We start from the raw sequence: 16,882 nt of genomic DNA, 5'->3' as shown, positions 1-16,882 counted from the left end.
GTGAAGCAGTTGACGAGCGCGTCGGTACGGCGACACCACGCTCGACGCATCAAGCACCTCGGGCATGAGCCATTCCATCCGGTTACCTCGCTGACGAGGACATGGCTGGTCTTCATCGACACCAGCCACGGGCACGCTACTTTCGGATCAGACAGTCAGACGCCAGCTTTAAAATCCCTGGTCGCCGACCTCACCGCCGAACTAGAACGGCTAGAAAGAAACCACCAGACCGAACGAGAGATCAACGCTGGTCACGATTTGGCCATCCGCCAACTCACACACTCGTGGGTCTGTTCCTCGGTCCCTGACTCACCCTTCGATCCGGGAATTATCTTCACCGACTCGCACGGCACATCACGCACCACCGACCTTGAGACCGACGTCGTTCACTTCCTCGGTCAGTGGCTCGATTCCGATCTGGCCGCGAATTTACGAGCGTCCCTCGCCGCCGAACCGTGGAGAGGTATCGCCGTACTCATCGCTGACAGCAACGGGCCCGCCGAAGGCATGATCCGCACACTTCAAGAGGACGACGGCACCCCTGTCACGCCGCTGACGCTGCCCTCCGAGATCGACGTGGTGATCCTGATTGCCGGCAACTACATACTCGACTACGACGCCGTCAACGGCTGGCAGCGAAGGGAGATGAAGACCCTCCGCATTCCGCCGAAAGTCAGCTAGTGGACCGTGGAGACGCTAACGTCGGCGGCCGCTGAAAGGATGGGGTAACTACCGTTTGTCCCGGGGGAGATCTGTATGGCGATCAGTGAACGCACGCGCAAGATGCTGTGGACGCGCGCCCACAACCGGTGCGCCTTTCCAGGCTGCTGGCAGATGCTCACCGTCGACATCGACAATGTGGTGTCGGGGAGTTCGGATGTTGTCGTAGTCGGCATGGAAGCCCACATCCGGGCGCGGAGCGTCGGTGGACCGCGCTACGACGCGAGTTACGCAGACGTCAACGGCTACGACAACCTGGTGCTGCTGTGCCCGACCCACCACACCCTGATCGACGCCAACCACGGTGCCGGCTATGCCGTCAATGAACTTGTCAAGATGAAGGTGTCCCACGAGAAGAACCAGGAGCGCCGCGACAGACTTCAATCAGTGCTTCGCTCCTACCTCGGGGATCGATACACCGCCGAGAACACCGTTCAGTTTCAGCAGGTCGATTTGCACGGTCCCTCGGTGGATTCGATGTTCGTCGATGTCCCTGTTGGATGCCGTCGAGACAACTCCGCCGTTGCGACGCTCTTCGGTCACATCCGCAAAACTGCTCCGGGAGATACGACCGACCTGGAGTCTGCATCCGGCTTCGTTGTCGCCGGCGCAACACAAGCTCTCTTGCATCCACAATGGCAGGGCAGCGCGGTCCTCGTCGGCGGACCAGGTCAAGGAAAATCGACTGTGCTGCAGTACGTGTGCCAATTCCACCGCGCCCGTCGACTTGGTAAGAAAGACGCATACACGGCCACCCAGGCCGAGCTAGACCAGGTGACAGCTGTGAACAGGTTCCCGATACGAGTCGATCTGCGCAAATACGCTCAGTGGGCGATCGATACCCCGTCCCGGGCCGCCGGCAGGAAGGGTAAGCCATCACGAACACCCGACGGCGACACCTGGTCCAGTCTCGAGGAGTATCTGCTCAAAGAGATTGGCAGCCATATTGGCGCACAACGATTCAAACCAGACGACCTTACTGACCTCATCGCGACCGAGCCTGTGTTGTTGGCGCTCGATGGGCTCGACGAGGTGGCCAAAGTGTCGGACAGATCGCGCGTTGTCGACGAAATCGTTCAGTGCCGAGGGCGATTGGCCCCCGACGCTGCCGATTTGATGATCTTGGTTGCAACCCGGCCCGGCAGCTCGTTGCAGCCGCTCACGTCTTCGGGCGCCTTCCCAACCTTGCACCTCCAACGACTCACACCTGGTCTGCGGTTGCAGTATCTACAACGTTGGTCCGAGGTGTCGAGACTGCCCTCCGACGCAGCAGCGCGTCTGGAAGCGACATTCTTGGATAGTCAGCACGTTCCTCATGTCAACGAATTGGCTTCCTATCCAATGCAATTGGCAATTCTCTTGCACTTGCTGTATCGCCGCCAGCTGCTCCCGCAGCAGCGGACCGAACTCTATGCCGAGTATTTGAAAACGTTTCTCGACCGCGAACAGACCGAAGACAAAGAGCCGCTCCTGGCCGAACAGCGACGCGTCGTCGAGGACACTCACGCCTACCTCGGCTGGTACCTGCAATCGCGAGCGGAGACGGGGCGTAGCGCCGGCAGGATCACCCGAGAGGAGCTACGGCATCTGTTGCGCGAATACTTGGCCGGTCAGCCAGAAGAGCAGAAATTAGCCGACGAGCTCTACTCAGCAATCACCGATAGAGTGCTGTGTCTGGTCGAGCGCGACGACGCGTTCGAGTTCGAGGTGCAATCTCTTCGTGAGTACTTTGCAGCACTGCACATCGCGGACAACCTCACGCCGAAAGGCCAGGGGAATTCGCGAGACGACGGGCTGAACGCGCTACTCGAACGCCCGTACTGGGCCAACGTCTGCCGATTCTTCATCGGGATGCTCACCCGCGGTGAGATTCGTGCACTACACGGCAACTTTTGCGCGGTCGACAACCGTGTTGCGCCGCACCCGCTCGTACGCGCAATGGCGGTCATGGTGCTCAACGATCGCATTTTCGACGGTTTGACCACCACCGAGATCCGCGGTGTAGTCGACTTCGTCCTAGAAGGACCCGGCGTCATCTTTTCCCAAGATGGCGTCCTCGACGCAGCAGGGACCCCGCTGAGACTGGGCGATCGCGCTGGCCGCAGTCAGGCTGTGGCACACCTAAAAGAGCGACTCGCGAACTCTCAAATCACGTCCGAGATGCGGGACGCCGCTTCACTCAGCCTCTTCGCTCACGCGGTACCGGACGATCAGCTTTCGAGCTGGTGGTGGGGAGAATTCGAGCCCACCACAGCCTGGTTACAAACCGCTGCACGTCTCCGCGCACTACATAACCTCGACTCGGTCCAGACACATCAACTTATTTCCGCACTCACCGATTACGAGGACCCCGGCAACTGGCGCGTCCAGTTGCTCAACGACGGTGAATACGACGACGCGGACACTGACATCCTGGATGCCGCACGAAATGATCTGAACAACGGTGCCGCAGAGGGTATCCGACACCAATGGATTCCGGACGGGCCGAACACTTCGCTGACCGACCTCATACACAGTGCGACCACAGTACGCACACACTTGCCCGACACTGCGTCGACAAGCGACTGGCAATCATCTCTCGAAGCGCACTCTCGCACTTGGGGGGACGGATGGGTACTCCGGCGCGCAGTCGCCTCCGCTCCCAACAACATCGACTTGATGGACATTGCGTCGAACGCTCGCACACAGGCGCTGACGGACGCGGCACGAGCCGAAGCGTCGTACCGCCACCACAAAGACGACCCCACCTGGTGGCAGGATGAATTCCTCTCCATCACCACTCCGATCGAGCAAATGCTCCGCCTGATCGCGGCCTTCGGCCACACGCGAACCAGCACCTTCGTCGAACTCGGACCCACAATCGACCGACTCGTCCACACCCTGTTGCCCAAACACTTTCGCACTGTTGAGCAGGCGTTGCGACGAGACCACGAATTCCACAGCATCCGTGGCCTCAACATCGCAGACGCCCTGCGGCTACAGCAGCTGACCCTATCCGGACGGACCCTGTGGTTGGCATGGATCGTTGGATCCGACTTGACACGAGAGCGCGTCACCACCCGCCTATCACCCGAACTACGAGATGTCTTTTTGGCCGGGACTGCCGACGGGCGCCCTGCAGTCGAGGCCGCGGGAACCCCACGGAAGATCAAATTGGACACCTTTATCGGTGCACGCCGAGAACTTCCCTCCGGCGAATGGGCCGGTCGTGCACGCCTGGCCACAATGTCCACCACCATCTCCAAAGCAGTACTGCGCGATCCAGACCAGTGGCCTGTGGACGTCGTCCAACTTGCGCTCGACAAGATGTCGATGTACGCAGCAGAGCGCGCACTGCCCCTGTCCTCACTCGCAGATAACAGCAACTGGTTCTCGTAGGCTGCTGGTCGGACTCAACTGAATCTCAACGTGGACGAGGCCACGTGACCGATCAACTTGGCAGGGCGTTCATCGCCCGGATGGCAGCGGAAAGCGTTCGCCCCTTGTCAAAGCGTAGGAGCGCACTTGGGCGAGAGGCTACGAAACGGCTACGAAACGGCATTAATAGACGCCCGACGCCCACTCACCGAGCTACGCGGCTCCCGCGGCCAGCAGCGCTACGCCGCACTGTGGAACTTCTGCGCATCCCGGCTCGCTGACCGCGCCCAGCACTAGACCGAACAATCCGGTCAGCGGCTGGGAAGAAGATAGCAAGTGGCCTGTCAACCCCGAAGAGCGAGCGTGGGTTAATTAGTCGGGGCCCCGGCACATCAGACTTGGGCGACTCGTACGATCAATAGAGGTGACCGACATGGGGCGGCCCCGCAAGGTGAACTGAAGAAGCGTCCACGCGTCCGAATACTGTTGTTCGGCTGCGTTTAACGGTTTGTGAAGGCCCTCACCTGCGCGTCAGCGGCACTGCTTTCTCGCCGCCTGTTCATCCGACTGCGGGATCGCATACGACTCGATAGATGCTCGAATATTCGTGTCGATGAGAGTGCGGATCACGGTGCTGGTTACGCTCATGGTTACGAATGCGGTAGCGCATTGCGAATGCATCGAAGAAAGGTTCTCCGGCTGTGGCCAAACGAGTGACAACCCAATTGGTGGACGATATCGACGGGTCGGTCATCGACGACGAGTCCGGCGAGACGATCGAATTCGCGATCAACGGCGTCGAGTACTCGATCGACCTGAAAGCGAAGAACGCGAACGAGTTCCACAAGAAGCTCGACTACTATGTCGAACACGCGACGCGAGTCGGTGGCCGCAAGCGCAAGCCCTCCCCCGCTGCTGCATCTGCCGCTACAGCGGCCGACGGATCAGCCAAGCGTGATCCAGAGCAGACGCGAGCGATTCGGCAGTGGGCTTTCGACCAGGGCTACGAGATCAGCGAACGCGGCCGCATCCCGGCCGACATCGAAGAGGCGTACAAGGCCGCACACTGACAGGCGGGGCGCGCCGCCTGCGGCTACTCGAGCCGCCGCTTCACGTTCTCTCTGCTGCCCGGGCCGTGGCAGGACGAAGCGCAGTGGAGTTCGATTCACCTGCCTCCCGCATGGCGGCCACTCGTTCGGCGTAGTCGACGGCATCGATTCCCGACGTGCACGACATGACGAAGGCCTGTCCCTTGGTTGGGGGCGGGCCTTGTCGGGTTGATGGGGCGGTCAGTCAGTCGACGGCTTGGTGTCTTTGCCTGCGGCGACATCGCGTAGCCACTGCGGGACCGGATCGTTGTCGTACTCGCGGAGCTTGATCGAGGCTCCTGCGGCTGCGGCGCGGACCTTCCGGCGTTGCTCGGGGGTCCATGCGCGGCGTGGTTCGGTGGTGGTCATGCGCGCTCCTCGCGGTCTGCTGTAGGTCCATTGTCACTGTTGTCGTCGGTTTCCGCCAGATCGGCGCTGCCGGGGTCGATGTCACGGTCCGCGATTGCTCGGAGTGTGCGACGGTCGGTCTTGGCGATAAACGGTGTCGCGGCTACGGTGCCGAACACCGTCCAGCCGAGGGCAACCTCGTCGGGGTTGTCGCTGACGGTGCGTTCGAGGCACCAGGTGATTCGTTGCCAGGATTGGGAGCGGTTGTCCGCTCGGGTGCGTTGGTTGACGGTTCCGGCGACGCCAACGACGGCGAAGACGCCGACTATGAGGGTGATCCAGGCTTGTGCTGGCACGGGCCGGGTTCCTTTCGTGTGGCTGGTTCGGAGTGCGGCGCGCTGCGCAGCACCTTCTGACATCTCGTCGAAGTTTCGTCACGTGGCGGGCTTGGGGCGTGGGCCGAAAGATGCTCAGTGCACGGAAGCGCTCCGCGTCAACGCCGTAGCGCTGGAGCAAGTTCGCTTTCGATCTGCACCGGTCGATCTCTGCCGTCCATTCAGACCAGCAGGTCATACGCCCACTCGTACACCCAGCGAGGTAACTCGGGTGCATCGAACGGTGCGGTAGCGAAACTGGATCCGAAGCGCATTGCGCACTCGGGGAGCGCATCGACCGGGCGGGAGCCGAAGGACCTGGCTGCGACAATCCACTGTCCGCGGTGATGCACTCGGATTGCAGTCGACACTGTGCACCGCCCACCGGAGTACCCTGCGGTCAGCTGGTGGCATTCCCACTCGACGTACTGGTTCTGTCCAAAAAAGTGCGTCAGAGTCTCGGCGAAGGACGGTCCGTAGAGGGTGCCTCGGTCGGTGTCGATGCGGATGAAATTCATGGCGGCGGCCTATTCGAGTTGTAGCGGCAATACGAGGTGTGCGTTGAATGTTGCTCAAAACAGAGGGATTTGGTTGCGCGCCGCGAGACTGTCTCGGAGTTCTCGGAACTTGCCCAGAAGGTCTGAGGCGACTGCCTCGGTGTGACCGATGGACCGCGCGACGTCACTGAGCGTCGTGCCGGCGGCGAGCGCTTCATCTATCTCCCGCCCAACAGCGAGGTCCTCGACTTCGCCTTTATCGAGATGCGCGACATCGATGGCGGCCAATCGTGCAGAGGCGAGGGCAGCTCGACGCCGCTCGTCGCCCGACTCTGTCTCTTTCCGCGCGGTCATAGTGTGCTGCCGCTGCGGAAGGCGTTCAGGCGGTTCGTCGCTTCACGTTGCGCCCTTCCGATTTTGACGAGCTGGTCGAACAGGAATTCTTCCGGCGCTTCCTCGGCGAGCTGCTGAATTCTGATCCCTGCGTCGAAGAAGCTACGTCGGTAGCTTTCTGACAGGACCATGCCGGCGTAGTCGGTCGCCGACGCACCGCATGCGTTCGCTGCGGTGACGTCGGTCAGTGTTCGACGCAGCCGGGCACCGCGGTGTCCGCTGGCACCCGACCGGACGAGGACGCCCAGAACACTCGCGGGGTCGTGTGGGAGGTTGTCGATGATGAGCTCCTGCACGATGCCGTACAGCTCGCGATAGACGGGATCGTGGAAATCGTTGGCCTGCAGTGACGCTGCAATGCGGACGGCCTCGTCGGTGTCCTGCAACCACATCAGCGCGCAGATGACCAGTGCTTCCGGTGCCGTCTCCGGATGGTCCGTCAGATCAGCGTGATCGTCGTCGTCGGTGGGTTCGACTGCTCTCAACGGGGTCATCTGTTCGCCTCGTTTCTATTCGCGGGTCCGTTGCGGAAGAACTGGATTCGACATTCCGGTGGGGCTTTGCTTGGGTATGCCGCATTCGTCGTCATTCCGGTGTGTGGATCAGATGTAGAGAAGGTTTGGCGGTGCGGTGCCGTCGAACTGCTCGAGGCTGTCGAGGACGGCGTTGTAGTTCTCGGGCCTGCAGCTTCCGAGTCCGACGATGAGTGCACAGGTTCCGTCGAGGGTGACGAGGTAGGACGGCGGGCTGCCGTTGTCGGACGATGCGTGCTCGCGCGCGTCGAGGAGGGCGATACGGACGGCATCGGCGGCGGCGCGTTTCGCAACCTGGAGATTGGGTTCTGCCCCGGTTGCGGTCAGAATTTCTGGGTTGTCCTCAGGGTGTGTGGTGACTGTCCAGGTGATCATCGTTGGTTCCTTGTCGCTCGTGCCGGCCAGCTGCTTCTAATCGAGCGTCACACGAGGTCCGTAACAAAGCGTTCGCTGCGGGGACAGATCAGGAGAGGGTGTGGATAACTGTCGTGTCGAGTCAGCCTGTGGATAAATGACGTTCGGCCCCGGGTTTGGGGCCGAACGTGTGGTATCAGACGTCGTCGAAGACATCGAGGAGCTTGGCGGGGTCGCGGCGGTAGCGGCCGCCGTCGAGAAATACTCCGACAGCAGCACGGTGCACGCGGCGGAGTTCGGCCATCAGAGTGTCGTACCCGATGCGGTCGGTGATGCGCCAGGTCACTGGTCCCATGTGCAGGTCTACCCAGTGGATGGTGCGGCGTTGTTCGGTGCTGTAGCGGTGGTGTGGGACAGCGGTGTGTTCGGGGCTGTCGAGCCATAGGACGGAGATCGCAGCGGCACCGAATTCTGCGCCCGGCTGGGCGGGGTGGGGGGCTTGTCCGTCGGCTCCGGCGAGTGCGGCCCGGACGGTAGCAAATCCGGTGATGACTGCCGATACTGTTTCGGCGCTGCGGAAGGTCATCATGACGTGACCCAGTGCGACGATCATCTGCGCTTCGTCGGTTGCCGCGGAGGTAGCGGTGATAGTGGCCTGTTGGGGCCCGGAGACCAGGACGGTGGTGTGGGTGACAATTCCGGTGGTCCGGGCGTTGTGTGCGGCGGTGGTCCGTCGTCCTGTGCTGGATGCGTTCTGCGGCATGTCGGGCTCTCTTTCTATTGCGTGACCGGCTCCCCCGGCCCTTTCGCTCTGCCAATTTCTTTCGCCGTCATGTGGCTCGAAGGAGAGAAGGCGGCGCACTGGACCGGCGTCCTGGCCCTGATTCGGAAAGTTTTCAGCCGCAGGCGCTTTGAAAAGTTTCGGAGCCCATCGGGCCGGAGCAACGCGGAGTCAGGGTTGGGTAAGACGGGTCAGGGTGTTGCATGCTCGACCGGAGCCAGATGTGCGAAGGAAATTGTTCTTTCTGCTGTGCGGAGCGCAGCGGAGCTCAATCCGGAGACCGCCGGAGGTGGTCTCAGGGCAGCGCGTGCCTCGACGCAGACTGAGCCATCCGGGCGCAACCACCTCATAGCCATCAACAGCCTGGGGTGATTGCGCGGGAGCGACGGAAAGCAACCAGGCTCGATGTCGCGGTAGCACTTCTATCTTGCGGACATCCGGTCACGCTCGCTGGCTGGCTTGTCATCAAACTCGGATTGTCCGTCCTGGTGGCGATCGACGATCCCTGCGGTGACTTCTTCCCACTTCCGATATCGGCGCATCGCGGTCGATGCAACGGAGCCGTCCGTTTCTCTACCGATTCGTGCCCACGACCATTCGCGGTGGGCGTGTCGGAGCCGTGCTGTTTGCGCAACTTCCGGTGTGAGGTCGTCGACTTGCAGTCGAAGCGAGTCCGCCGTCTCGACGTGTTCTCCCCGCGTGCCGTCTTCGCCCTCTGAGTCATCCCGGCCCGGGCTGGGGCCTTCTTGGCTGAACTCGGTGTCTGTCCAGTCCGGCTCCTCTGTGGCAGCACTTGGAGCGAATTCCACTCTGACGGCTCCGCGGGGCGCACGAAGTATGACGGCCAGTACTTCGGTCATCGCAAGGAGCGCAATAGGTGCAATGGTGGCAATACCCGCCGAGACTACGGCTGGAAGCAAGGTCGCACTCAACACTGCGTGGTACGAGTTACCCGCAATCGACGCCGATGCGGCGACACGCAAGATCGTGACGACGAAGCGACGGCCCTTGATCGTGCGGTCGTCCGGGTGATTCGACAGCGCAATGGCTGTCACTGTTGTCGAGACAATTGCGCCGTCCAACACGACTGGAATCACCCACGCCTCGCCGGGACCTATCCCAGCCATCACCGCGAGATCACGCAACACAGCGAAACTGAGCCAGAAGGACGCCCCGGCAATGCCAACTGTCAGCGCAACGGCCGTTGCGAGGGCCCACTGCAAGATCGCTGGATGGAGCGCAACGACGTCTGACGGCTTCGTTGTCAACGGGGTTGCCGCGGAGTGTGATCGGCTCATCGGATTCTCGGTCCTCGTGCGAGCGGACCCGTTCGTTGCGGGAACGGCGCACCGTCGTTGAATTTGTTGCGCAACAACTCCAAGTAGTCTTCGATTGCCGCATTGACGAGATCCGACGGGCCCCGCGGCGCGCCCGGCGTTGCGGACAGTGCTTCGGCTGCGTTGAGAAGATCGTCGACGGTGGACTGGTAGAGGTAGTACGAACGCTTCTGTTTTGCGGTGTCCGGTGACGGTTGCGCACCGGTCTCGGCCGACGAAACACTGTCGTGGGGCTGCCGCGAGTTCTCCGGCGGATCGACCGGGCTCGATCCGGCGAGTGCGCTCTTCATACGTTCGGGCCGGGCCATCACAGGTGTCCCTTCGTGAGCAGCGCAAGAGTGTCCCGATAGATCGTCGACAGGCTGCGAGATTGTGTTGTCCCCCAGTCGACCAGGCTGGTCTGGGCCTCCATCGAGTCTTTGATGACAACCCGCTTGGGAACGGCATCGCCGAGAACGTTGATGCTTGAGGCGATCTCGATCAATTGTTCTCGGCCGCTGATCGTCGCGATCTCGTGGAGGTTGACGATCGCACCGAGCATGGCGAGGTCCGTGTTGTAGCTGCGCTTGACTGCATCAATGGTGCGCAGCAATCGCGCGAGTCCATTGGCTGAGAACAGCGCGGACTGAGTCACGACGACGGCGGCGCGCGCTGCAACAAGGGCGTTGATAGTCAGCAGATCGAGGCTAGGTGGGCAATCGATGAGGATCACGTCATACACGCCTCGTACGACGTCGATTGCGTCGCGAAGCCGCCGTTCTCGGCCGGCACCGGCGACGACCAATTGATCGCGGACATAGGCCAGGGACTCGTTTCCCGGCGACGTGGGTACCAGGTCTACGCCAGGCCAGATGGTGGGGACGACAGCATCGGCGATGGTCGCGTTCGACGACTCGGCGAGTACGTCGGCAACACCGACATCGTCGCTCTCTAGCCCAGTCCTGGTCAGGACTGTGCTGGCGTTGCCTTGCGGATCCACGTCGATAACGAGTGCTCGCTTCCCCGCTTGGGCAACGGCGTAGGCGAGGTGAAAGACGGTGGTGGTCTTGCCCACTCCGCCCTTCTGGTTGCAGAACGCAAAGATGTCAGCGGGCATGGTGGGTCTCACTTTCCATAGATGAATGGGACGAACTGGGGGTATAGCGGGACTGGAATGTCATGCACGCCTTCGAACCGAGGGATGTGTCGGGCCCCGTAGAAGTGCTGGATGTATTGCAAGTAAGGGGCTCGATTCGCGAGTCACGCCCCAAAGGCGAAAGACATGCCATAGTGGCATGAGAAGCGTTTACTACCAATACATCCCGGGTGTGAGTGACATCCCTTGTGTGCATGGGAGGTGTAACCACCGCAGGACGTATGACGCCCGTCGCCAGCGAGTCATCTGAGGCACTCTTTGCGGGTAATTCAGGTATGGGACTGGCGGGCAACGCCGCCGTACCGCTATCGGGAGCGGCCTGCGCCGGCGGGCTGCTGCGCTCGTGTCCAAGGAACCAAGTGTGTTGCCCTGGTTGCATCTTCGAAGATTTTGCGTCCACAACGGATACAAGCAAGGGCGCGGCAAGGATTGAAAAATCGACGTCTGAATGACGGTTCGTCATGCCGGACAACTTGGTGATGTCAGCCTTGCAGATGGGTCGAGAACTCAACTGATACCTCCATAGTGGTGACGTATGACAGACAAGGGACTTCGTTCATTCCCTCCGGACCCCCCATGGCCCCTGAGCCAATTTCCGCACCCACGTTGTCCGCTCCACGCCCGATAGCCCCGCGTCTCAGTGGACGCGCGGCTAATCGGTATCGCCACCCGTTCGATGATCAGTCGAGCTGGTGGTGCCTCGAGGCCGGTCTCCGAGGATTTACAAAGGGTGCACAGGCCGGCGGCAGGCTGGTTGTTCGTCGGGCTCTGCCAGAAAACGACGCTGCGACAGCGACTGCGGGCGGACTTCAACTGCACGCCGGACCCACGCAGGGGTACGGCGTTACATAGACAACCGCGAAAACAGTGTGTACGCAGATGGATTCACCTAGACATGGGTAAATCCGGCCTCCACTCATCCCCGCTCTGCGTCGACAACATCCCGAAGCAGAGTGAGGGCATGAGCGCGGCAAAACGCCTTGTGAGGCGCGTCAGGACCGATTAGTATCCGAGGACGAAGCTCCTTCCTGCATGGTGGGGATTTCGAGGACGCCCTCGGCACCGGTGCTCGTAACACCGGAACTCGCCGGGGGCGTCTCTAGTTCGTACAGGTCTGCAGTGAGAGGCATGTCAGGCAACGCCCGAGCTGACGCGTGCCGCCTCCTCCAGTCCGACGATGTACTCGTCAATGGCCGTGTCGGGAATCAGTCGGCGCTTACCGACCTTGACGCTGCGAATCTCACCGGCCGCAAGCTTGTTGAACAGGTTGGAACGTCCGAGACCCGTCCGAGCCATCGCTTCCTGGACCGAATACAACCGTCGAGACATGGTGTTTCCTTTCCGCATTCTGTGTGACGAAGCCACAATCGCGCACTCGACCGAGTCCCATCCATGTGGTTCCACCACAAAGTAGCAATTCAGTAGCGCTGCCACAACACTTGCGAAAAATCAGCTAGACTGCGTTCTTATGACACAGTCTTGGGCCGAACAGCTAGTGGCCCGCGTCGCCGGCGAAGTTCGACGACTCCGAGGTAAGGAACACTCGGCTCTGTCAGCGGCGAAGCTCTCGGATCGCACAGTCGATATCGGATTCGGGATCTCACGGTCGGTAGTCGCCGATCTGGAGACAGGGCGCAAGAAGAGCATCGATGTTGCTGAATTACTTGTCTTGGCAGCAGCACTCGGCGTATCGCCGGCCCAACTTCTGTACCCAGACCTACCCAAGGGCCCAGTCGAGATCCTTCCTGGGCTGGAGCAAGAATCGCACGAGGCTCTTAGATGGTTCAGCGGCGAAGCAGGTCTCATGAAGCCGTCGCCAGACTGGACCGAGGCCGACACCGAAGAGTCGGCCGGGGTGTGGGTACGTGAGCAGTTCGACCCTCGAAACGACCGTGTCGGCATCACACGCGAATGGCTCCAGTCGCTACAGACGATGCGGCGCGCGCGAGTTCAACTGCGCAACGGTTTGTCGAAGAGCGAATCGGCAGAGCACATCGAAACCATGCAAATGGCCTACGAGGATGCGCGCAGGCGGTCGGAGGACCTCTTTCACAAGATGACCGAACTGGGAATGGCGGTCGGAGACGAACTAGATGGCTAGGGACCCCTTCAGACTTGGCGAGTGGGGTCGAATCTCGACCACGACGTCGGGTGGCGTCAGCGTGGCGCGCGTTCGCATCCGAGATCAGGACGGCAAGCGACGGCTGGTCGAAGCTCGTGGAAAAACCGCAGCCGAAGCGCGACGCAAACTGCAGGAAAAAATTGTCAACCGCGAACCGCCACATCCTTCTCAGCGTGCTGAACTGAGCAAGACGTCCACGATGTCGGAGCTGTTCACCTATTGGATAGCTCAGAAGACGAAAACTGTTTCGCCGCAGACAATAACGGGCTACAGGCAAGCATGGAACGCCTACTGTGCGGCAGCTGTAGGCGAGATCCTCATCCGTGAAATGACGGCAGGGAAGGTTGACTCTCTGATCAATTCGATCGGAGAGAGGACCATGAGTGGCGCTCGGATGTCGCGGATCGTGATGTCCGGCATGCTCGGTATCGCCGTACGGTTCGACTTCCTCAGCCACAATCCAGTTCGCGATACGCCGAGACCGACCCCAAAGAAGTCCGCAGTCCGCGCGCTGACTTCCGACGAGCTCGACGAATTGCGCGAACGCGTGCGGAACTACTCTCGCCACCAGACCATCGACGAATATGGGGTCGTACGGCCGAAGCTCGGACAACGACCCGGTGCCGATCTCGAGGACATTCTTATGCTCCTGATTGCCACAGGTGCGCGCATCGGTGAGCTCTTGGCTTTGAAGTGGGACCAAGTCGATCTGGACTCGCCGATCCCGACCGTCACATTCAGCGCAACTCTTGTTGTTCCGCGAGCGGTAGGCGAACGCCTCTTCCGTCAGAACTTCCGGAAGGGTGATGCACCTCCGCTTACCGTGGTGCTCCCGCCGTTCGCAGTCACAGCACTCCGACGTAGGCGCGCTATGCCAACGTTTCACAACCCGGAGAACGCGCTGTTCGTGACGGGCACCGGCAATTGGGTGTCGCCGGCGAACGTTCGGAGATCATGGCGAGCTGCACGCGGCGACGACTTCGGCTGGGTAACTCCTCACACGCTCAGAAAGACCGTGGCCACTTTGGTGAAGGAGACTTACGGGGTCGAAGCAGCTCAGGCTCAGCTGGGACACGCCAACGCAAGGGTCACCGAAGCGCACTACATCCAGCGAGTGACCTTGGCCCCAGACATGAGCGATGCGCTGAACAAGTTTGCGCCCAAGACTTAGGCCTCCCCAGGCATCAAGGTCCGGCTGAGCCGGTCGCGTGGACAGTTGGCCCTGGCCCCATCATCGGCAATTCTGGCCGGATCTCGGCAGGCGGGACCGATCGCGCTCGCCGCAACCTGGAACCGATCTGTCCTTGAACTTTCGAGACCATAAACGGACCGCAGGCGCGAAGACGACCTCCATGGGGTCGCGCGGAGCTCCTAGCAGCAACGGAGCGAGCAACTCATCACTTTGCCCTCAAAGTGATGAGTAAGTGATGAGTTGGTGCAAAACCCCGCAGAAGCAAAACACCCCGCCTCCAGCTTTACGCTGGTGACGGGGTGTTTTAGTGTGCGCCATCAGGGATTCGAACCCCGGACCCGCTGATTAAGAGTCAGCTGCTCTAACCAACTGAGCTAATGGCGCCGATCCGCACCGCGTGTTCTCTGCGGTGCGGGAGAAACATTAACAGCAGATACCGCCAGATGTGAAATCGGCTGGTCGGAGCGCCTGCTGACTCAGTTGAAGATCCGGCGAACCACGAGAACTGCCACCACTGCGCCGACTCCGAGGAGAGTGAACTTCACTGCCGGCTCGTTGAGCTTGGCCACCACGGACTGCTTGGTATTGGCGACGATGTTCTTGGGGCTGGCACGGACGCTCAGCTCGTCCAGCGTGCTGGCGAGCTGATTGCGAGCGGCCTCGATCTCGCGCTCGATCCGGTCGGTGTCCTTGGCCACGTGTCCTCCAACTTGTTGCAAATAGTCTCTGTCGCAGTCGAGCCTAGAGCACGACGACATTTCGATACTCTCGTGCGGTGACCGAATACAGCAAGCTCGAGCCGGGCGACACCGCTCCGGCGTTCACCCTGCCCGATGCCGACGGCAACGACGTCTCTCTCGCCGACTATGCAGGCAAGAAGGTGATCGTGTACTTCTACCCCGCCGCGAGCACCCCCGGCTGCACCAAGCAGGCCTGCGACTTCCGGGACAGCCTTGCCGAGCTCAACGGAGAAGGCCTGGAAGTCATCGGCATCTCCCCCGACAAGCCAGCCAAGCTCGCCAAGTTCCGCGACAAGGAAGAGCTGACGTTCCCCCTGCTCTCCGACGAGGAGAAGACGACGTTGCAGGCGTGGGGCGCATTCGGGGAGAAGAAGAACTACGGCAAGGTCTACGAGGGCGTCATTCGCTCCACGTTCCTCGTCGACGAGGCAGGCAAGATCGAGGTGGCGCAGTACAACGTCCGGGCCACCGGCCACGTCGCCAAGCTTCGCCGCGATCTAGCTGTCTGAGTCCTCACTGCCGGACCCGGCCAGTCGCTGCAGGAACAACGCCTCGGCGACGGCCATCTTCTCGATTTCCGACGGATCCACGCTCTCGTTGGGAGCGTGGATCCGACACCGAGGTTCCTCGACGCCCATCAGCACGATCTCGGCGTCCGGCAACACCTGAGCCAGCGCGTTGCACAGCGGAATCGACCCACCTTGGCCGGCCGTCCCCATGGGATGCCCGAATGCCTCCTCCAACGCCTCGGACAGCGCCGCATATCCCGGCCCGTCGGTCCCGGCTCGAAACGGCGATCCGATCGCTTCACGCTCGACGGTGACGCGCGCATTCCACGGCACCCGCGCCTCCAGATGAGCCACCAGGGCATCCTGAGCCCGCTGCGGATCCGTTCCAGGCGGTACCCGCAGATTGAGCCGTGCCGACGCACGAGGCGAGATCGCAGCAGCAGACCCCACCACCGGTGGACAGTCGATCCCCAGAATCGTCAGAGCGGGCCGCGCCCACACCGCCTCCGCGACCGAGCCCGAGCCGGCCAGCCCGACGCCGTCGAGCACCCCGGCATCGGCACGGAACTGCTCGGCGTCGTACTGGACCCCGTCCCAGGTCTGCGTTCCGTCCAGACCGTCGACCACGGTGTCTCCCTGCTCGTTCCGCAACGTGGAGAGCACCTGCACCAACGCTGCGAGGGCATCCGGGGCGGGACCGCCGTACATTCCGGAATGCACTTCTCCTGCAAGCGTTTCCACGTGCACTACTACATTCGCGATACCGCGAAGCGTGGTCGTCACCGTCGGCGATCCCACCTTCGTGTTCCCGGTATCGCCGATGACGACCATGTCTGCGACGAACAGTTCGGGTCGCTGCTCCACGAGCGCTTCCAACCCGCCCGTGCCCATCTCTTCCGAACCCTCGCAGATGATGCGCACGCCGACGTCGAGTGACTCCCCCAGTGCCCGTAGCGCCAGCAGATGCATGATCACGTTGCCCTTGCAGTCCGCCGAACCCCGCCCGTACCAACGGCCGTCCCGTTCGGTCAGCTCGAAAGGTTCACTGTTCCACAGTGTTCGGTCACCCGGAGGTTGAACGTCGTAGTGCGAGTACAGCAGAACGGTCGGCGCTCCCGCGCGAGCCGGCCGCGAACCGACGACCGCCAGTGAGCCGTCGACCGTCTCGATCAGTTGGACGTCGGGAATTCCCGCGTCGACGAATGCCCGTTGCACCCACTGCGCCGCACCGGTGCATTCCTCGACCGGAAACTGCCGAGGATCGTGCACCGAGGCGAACCGGACCAACTCTGCCAGCTCCGATTTCGCTCGGGGCATCTGCGATGCGATTGCAGATCGAACGTCGACGGGTCGCGAATCGGCGGGCATGAATCCTCCAAACGAGAAAATGACAGACGGGCCG

At 61.5% G+C, this 16,882-nt stretch carries 19 protein-coding genes and 1 tRNA gene; 6 read left to right on the top strand and 14 right to left on the bottom strand.

The features are described 5' to 3' along the window. The 3 genes from CH306_RS28810 (at position 1) to CH306_RS17555 (ending at position 5,147) form a co-directional block, all read left to right on the top strand. A complete protein-coding gene (locus CH306_RS28810) occupies positions 1 to 681 on the top strand; it encodes a hypothetical protein (protein WP_143546919.1) in 681 nt (226 codons plus the stop codon). 75 nt (positions 682 to 756) lie between these two features. Next, the gene (locus CH306_RS17560; RefSeq protein WP_094631358.1) at positions 757 to 4,098 is read left to right on the top strand and encodes an HNH endonuclease; all 3,342 of its coding nucleotides are present in this window, start codon (positions 757 to 759) and stop codon (positions 4,096 to 4,098) included. 680 nt (positions 4,099 to 4,778) lie between these two features. Then, positions 4,779 to 5,147: a histone-like nucleoid-structuring protein Lsr2 gene (locus CH306_RS17555; protein ID WP_094631359.1), complete on the top strand. Its 369-nt coding sequence runs from the start codon at positions 4,779 to 4,781 to the stop codon at positions 5,145 to 5,147. Between the two features lie 219 nt (positions 5,148 to 5,366). Here the strand turns inward: CH306_RS17555 and CH306_RS29125 are convergent, their stop codons facing one another. From CH306_RS29125 to CH306_RS17505, 11 genes are all read right to left on the bottom strand, one after another. Then, positions 5,367 to 5,534, bottom strand: coding sequence for a hypothetical protein (locus CH306_RS29125; protein WP_155290501.1), 168 nt, complete (start codon positions 5,532 to 5,534; stop codon positions 5,367 to 5,369). Then, positions 5,531 to 5,869 carry a hypothetical protein gene (locus CH306_RS17550; RefSeq protein ID WP_141214736.1) on the bottom strand — a complete coding sequence of 113 codons (339 nt, stop codon included), beginning with the start codon at positions 5,867 to 5,869 and terminating at the stop codon, positions 5,531 to 5,533. The genes CH306_RS29125 and CH306_RS17550 overlap by 4 nt, the downstream gene beginning before the upstream one ends. A gap of 200 nt (positions 5,870 to 6,069) precedes the next feature. Further along, positions 6,070 to 6,405: a hypothetical protein gene (locus CH306_RS17545; protein ID WP_094631361.1), complete on the bottom strand. Its 336-nt coding sequence runs from the start codon at positions 6,403 to 6,405 to the stop codon at positions 6,070 to 6,072. Between the two features lie 54 nt (positions 6,406 to 6,459). Further along, positions 6,460 to 6,672, bottom strand: coding sequence for an urea amidohydrolase (locus tag CH306_RS17540; protein WP_254924324.1), 213 nt, complete (start codon positions 6,670 to 6,672; stop codon positions 6,460 to 6,462). A 62-nt stretch (positions 6,673 to 6,734) separates the two neighbouring features. After that, positions 6,735 to 7,271 carry a DnaB-like helicase N-terminal domain-containing protein gene (locus tag CH306_RS17535; RefSeq protein WP_094631363.1) on the bottom strand — a complete coding sequence of 179 codons (537 nt, stop codon included), beginning with the start codon at positions 7,269 to 7,271 and terminating at the stop codon, positions 6,735 to 6,737. Positions 7,272 to 7,379: 108 nt separating this feature from the next. Beyond that, positions 7,380 to 7,685: a hypothetical protein gene (locus CH306_RS17530; RefSeq protein ID WP_094631364.1), complete on the bottom strand. Its 306-nt coding sequence runs from the start codon at positions 7,683 to 7,685 to the stop codon at positions 7,380 to 7,382. 175 nt (positions 7,686 to 7,860) lie between these two features. Further along, a complete protein-coding gene (locus CH306_RS17525; RefSeq protein ID WP_176459272.1) occupies positions 7,861 to 8,427 on the bottom strand; it encodes a hypothetical protein in 567 nt (188 codons plus the stop codon). 440 nt (positions 8,428 to 8,867) lie between these two features. Then, on the bottom strand, positions 8,868 to 9,743 hold the full coding sequence (locus CH306_RS17520; protein ID WP_094631366.1) for a DUF2637 domain-containing protein: 876 nt from the start codon (positions 9,741 to 9,743) through the stop codon (positions 8,868 to 8,870). Beyond that, positions 9,740 to 10,090: a hypothetical protein gene (locus tag CH306_RS17515; protein ID WP_094631367.1), complete on the bottom strand. Its 351-nt coding sequence runs from the start codon at positions 10,088 to 10,090 to the stop codon at positions 9,740 to 9,742. The genes CH306_RS17520 and CH306_RS17515 overlap by 4 nt, the downstream gene beginning before the upstream one ends. Further along, entirely contained in the window at positions 10,090 to 10,878 is a 789-nt protein-coding gene (locus CH306_RS17510) for a ParA family protein (RefSeq protein ID WP_094631368.1), read from the bottom strand. The genes CH306_RS17515 and CH306_RS17510 overlap by 1 nt, the downstream gene beginning before the upstream one ends. A 1,170-nt stretch (positions 10,879 to 12,048) precedes the next feature. Then, the gene (locus CH306_RS17505) at positions 12,049 to 12,246 is read right to left on the bottom strand and encodes an excisionase family DNA-binding protein (protein WP_032368532.1); all 198 of its coding nucleotides are present in this window, start codon (positions 12,244 to 12,246) and stop codon (positions 12,049 to 12,051) included. A 139-nt stretch (positions 12,247 to 12,385) separates the two neighbouring features. On the opposite strand from CH306_RS17505, the gene CH306_RS17500 reads away from it, so the two are divergent. Then, positions 12,386 to 13,018, top strand: a complete 633-nt coding sequence (locus tag CH306_RS17500) for a helix-turn-helix domain-containing protein (RefSeq protein WP_094631369.1) — start codon at positions 12,386 to 12,388, stop codon at positions 13,016 to 13,018. A 61-nt stretch (positions 13,019 to 13,079) separates the two neighbouring features. Next, the gene (locus CH306_RS17495; protein WP_179281802.1) at positions 13,080 to 14,210 is read left to right on the top strand and encodes a tyrosine-type recombinase/integrase; all 1,131 of its coding nucleotides are present in this window, start codon (positions 13,080 to 13,082) and stop codon (positions 14,208 to 14,210) included. Positions 14,211 to 14,541: 331 nt separating this feature from the next. Here CH306_RS17495 and CH306_RS17490 read toward each other — a convergent pair. Continuing rightward, positions 14,542 to 14,615, bottom strand: a tRNA-Lys gene (locus CH306_RS17490). 92 nt (positions 14,616 to 14,707) lie between these two features. Beyond that, on the bottom strand, positions 14,708 to 14,929 hold the full coding sequence (locus tag CH306_RS17485; RefSeq protein ID WP_032375974.1) for a DUF3618 domain-containing protein: 222 nt from the start codon (positions 14,927 to 14,929) through the stop codon (positions 14,708 to 14,710). A 77-nt stretch (positions 14,930 to 15,006) separates the two neighbouring features. On the opposite strand from CH306_RS17485, the gene bcp reads away from it, so the two are divergent. After that, a complete protein-coding gene (bcp, locus tag CH306_RS17480; protein ID WP_032375973.1) occupies positions 15,007 to 15,480 on the top strand; it encodes a thioredoxin-dependent thiol peroxidase in 474 nt (157 codons plus the stop codon). On the opposite strand, the gene CH306_RS17475 is transcribed toward bcp, so the two are convergent. Next, on the bottom strand, positions 15,469 to 16,848 hold the full coding sequence (locus CH306_RS17475) for a dipeptidase (protein WP_094647413.1): 1,380 nt from the start codon (positions 16,846 to 16,848) through the stop codon (positions 15,469 to 15,471). The genes bcp and CH306_RS17475 overlap by 12 nt on opposite strands. Positions 16,849 to 16,882: the final 34 nt, after the last annotated feature.

The organism is Rhodococcus sp. 15-725-2-2b (assembly GCF_002259075.1).
In the GTDB taxonomy this organism is placed as follows: Bacteria; Actinomycetota; Actinomycetes; order Mycobacteriales; family Mycobacteriaceae; genus Rhodococcoides.
The sequence above is the reverse complement of the archived record's forward strand: the minus strand, read 5'-3'. Positions and strand labels throughout refer to the sequence as shown.

Bases quoted from the DNA above. Each gene is read 5' to 3' on its own strand.
- CH306_RS17510 (WP_094631368.1), bottom strand. From the start codon at position 10,878: ATGCCCGCTGACATCTTTGCGTTCTGCAACCAGAAGGGCGGAGTGGGC.
- CH306_RS17535 (WP_094631363.1), bottom strand. From the start codon at position 7,271: ATGACCCCGTTGAGAGCAGTCGAACCCACCGACGACGACGATCACGCT.
- CH306_RS17505 (WP_032368532.1), bottom strand. From the start codon at position 12,246: ATGTCTCGACGGTTGTATTCGGTCCAGGAAGCGATGGCTCGGACGGGT.
- CH306_RS17525 (WP_176459272.1), bottom strand. From the start codon at position 8,427: ATGCCGCAGAACGCATCCAGCACAGGACGACGGACCACCGCCGCACAC.
- CH306_RS17520 (WP_094631366.1), bottom strand. From the start codon at position 9,743: ATGAGCCGATCACACTCCGCGGCAACCCCGTTGACAACGAAGCCGTCA.
- CH306_RS17475 (WP_094647413.1), bottom strand. From the start codon at position 16,848: ATGCCCGCCGATTCGCGACCCGTCGACGTTCGATCTGCAATCGCATCG.
- CH306_RS17530 (WP_094631364.1), bottom strand. From the start codon at position 7,685: ATGATCACCTGGACAGTCACCACACACCCTGAGGACAACCCAGAAATT.
- CH306_RS29125 (WP_155290501.1), bottom strand. From the start codon at position 5,534: ATGACCACCACCGAACCACGCCGCGCATGGACCCCCGAGCAACGCCGG.
- CH306_RS17515 (WP_094631367.1), bottom strand. From the start codon at position 10,090: ATGGCCCGGCCCGAACGTATGAAGAGCGCACTCGCCGGATCGAGCCCG.
- CH306_RS17545 (WP_094631361.1), bottom strand. From the start codon at position 6,405: ATGAATTTCATCCGCATCGACACCGACCGAGGCACCCTCTACGGACCG.
- CH306_RS17560 (WP_094631358.1), top strand. From the start codon at position 757: ATGGCGATCAGTGAACGCACGCGCAAGATGCTGTGGACGCGCGCCCAC.
- CH306_RS17500 (WP_094631369.1), top strand. From the start codon at position 12,386: ATGACACAGTCTTGGGCCGAACAGCTAGTGGCCCGCGTCGCCGGCGAA.